The sequence below is a fragment of the Armatimonas sp. genome (assembly GCF_043760365.1).
Classification (GTDB): Bacteria; Armatimonadota; Armatimonadia; order Armatimonadales; family Armatimonadaceae; genus Armatimonas.
Map to the genome: position 1 here is coordinate 1 of NZ_JAYUPA010000114.1, position 2,290 is coordinate 2,290.

A 2,290-nucleotide genomic window follows, 5' to 3' on the forward strand; every position below is an offset into this window, starting at 1 on the left:
CTTGCCCTTGATGTCCCAGAGGGCGATGTCAATTCCTGCCAGCGCCGTCATCAGCACGGGGCCACCGCGCCAGTAGGTTCCCCGAAAGAGCATCTGCCAGATATCCTCGATCTGGTCGGGGTCGCGGCCCATTAAGAGCGGCGCAATGTGCTCCTCAAGCGCACTCGCGACGGCGAGCTCGCGGCCATTGAGCGTGGCATCGCCCACGCCGTACAAACCTGGCTCATCGGTGAGAATCTTCACGGCGACATAGTTTCGTCCGGGGCATGTCACGATCACCCGCACTTCAGTAATCTTCATGCTTTCCACTTCGCCACCAAAAACAAAATCCCCTCCTGCGCTAAGCGCAGGAGGGGAAATTTATCAAGCGCCCCCGCCTCCCAGATTGAGCCTCGGGTCAGGCTTGTACTTGGGATCGTTGGGGTCTGCCGGTTTGACAATGATCCCCGGAGCTTCATTGGGGGTGGCTTGACTGGTCTTCCAGATCAGCAACACCACTCCCGCTAACACCACGACCCCCACCACAATCAGCACTAAGGGGTTCACTTTTTCTTTCATTTGGTCTAGCTCCTCCTATGGATCCGGGAAGCACGAATCAGATATATTAAATTTCACACGAGCAGCGTTCTTATCCATGTAGGGATTGAGCCAGAACGAGGTATCTGTACAGTTAATCACCGCATTGGGCTGCCAGAGGAGTGAGGTTCCCTTGTACCACTTGGCATGGCCGTCAAAGAACGTCAGGTTTGTCCCCTCGTTGTGCTTGGCCGCGATGCTCCCTGCGGAGGTTGCGGTATAGGGCACATTCAACCCAGTGTTCCCCATCAGATAGCCGCGAAAGCCACCGGGAAGATCGCCCGAGGGCGAATCAGCGAACATGACATTCTTAGCGGGTACCTGGATCTGTGGGATGGTTGGTAGGATCATATCCCCACAGCCATTAGGAGTCGCGTAGTACCAGCCGCTGATGGTTTGGTTATAGCCAATCGCGACACGTCCCCGATTATTCACTGGCCTGATGGTTGCATCCCACTGCGTCCACTGGTCTGCGTAGTTCGCATTCGCTGCCGAAGGGCAGACAAAAATCCCCTCATTTTTGACGTAGGGCTGGATAGTCGCAGTCCAGAGTTTTTGGTCTTTATTCGTAGGCCCGGTGCTAGGACACGCCTGGTAGCGTGGCAGCACTTTTTCATCGTAGTCCTGAAGATACATCATGAGCCCGAGGCCAAGCTGCTTCGCATTGGACAAACAGGCGGTGGCGCGGGCTTTATCACGAGCCTGCGCAAACACAGGGAAGAGAATCGCCGCTAGAATGGCGATGATAGCGATGACAACTAACAGTTCGATCAGCGTAAAGGCCGACCGTTTATTTTGATGAGACATTTTTTACACCTCGCAAAGATTTGCTTAAGAAACAAACTGTGGTCGAAGGCGTGATCCCGTTTTCATATGTTTTTAATAGATCATCTTTAACTTAATGATTACTCTAACCGATTTCAAGAACTCCGTCAAGGCTTTTTCTATTCTTTTCTGAGAAAAATCTGACTCAGCCGATTGGGCACTTCGGTGCGCCTGACAAGTAGGGAGAGGCGCTCGCCGCCCAGGTAGTCAAAACGTACTTCGCGGGAACCATCCACCTGAAAAACCAGCCGCGTCGCCTGCGTTTTTGAGGCACGAATCGCCTCACGGAGCGTCGTGTTGGTGAAAGGTTGGCCATTGAGCTGCGTCAGCTGGTTGCCCACGCTCAGCCCCGCTTGAGCGGCGAACGAGTCCGGCTCGACACGGGTGATCCGTGCACCCGCCAGGCGGAAGCCGAGCGAGTACCGAAAGTCCGAGAGTGTCTCAGGCTCACGGCGGGGCTCGTTTACCTCTCCCAGTTGCTCAGGCCAGCCCGCCAGCTCCAGCCCCAGCCGGGGTGCGCGGGAGTCAGTGGCATCGAAGCGGGCACGGAGCCAGCCAGCCCAGTCGTGGCTTGGGAGGGTGGCGGAGAGGGTAGCGGCGAGCGCGGCCTCTGTGTAGGGCTTCACTTCCGGGCCACGGTTGACCCCACCAAAGAAGCGCCTACAAAAATCATCGAGCGAGAGCTTCTCCTGGCTTTTCTGCCGAATCAGCGTATCAGCTTCCAACCAGTGGAGCATGCTCTCGTAGTAGATATCGTTGGAGAGGCGTAGCCGCGTGCCATCGCCTTTGGTGGCGATCAGCGGATAGGCCAGTGCCGCTTCCCGAAGCGACTGCCACTTGCGCGCCTCGCGGGCATCGAGCGAGAGCAGTGTCTGACGCAGGTGCTCTC

The 2,290-nt window shown here is 56.4% G+C and carries 3 protein-coding genes and 1 pseudogene; all 4 read right to left on the bottom strand.

Features of this window, described 5'->3' with window-relative positions; translation table 11 throughout:
* Nucleotides 1–300, bottom strand: a pseudogene (locus ACH2EH_RS03025) (bifunctional D-altronate/D-mannonate dehydratase); the annotation flags it as partial.
* Between the two features lie 63 nt (nt 301–363).
* On the bottom strand, nt 364–558 hold the full coding sequence (locus tag ACH2EH_RS03030; protein WP_395138827.1) for a hypothetical protein: 195 nt from the start codon (nt 556–558) through the stop codon (nt 364–366).
* A 15-nt stretch (nt 559–573) separates the two neighbouring features.
* Complete coding sequence (locus ACH2EH_RS03035; protein WP_395138830.1) at nt 574–1,383, bottom strand: type II secretion system protein; 810 nt, start codon at nt 1,381–1,383, stop codon at nt 574–576.
* Between the two features lie 137 nt (nt 1,384–1,520).
* On the bottom strand, nt 1,521–2,290 hold a 770-nt coding region (locus ACH2EH_RS03040; RefSeq protein ID WP_395138833.1), incomplete at its 5' end, for a PDZ domain-containing protein.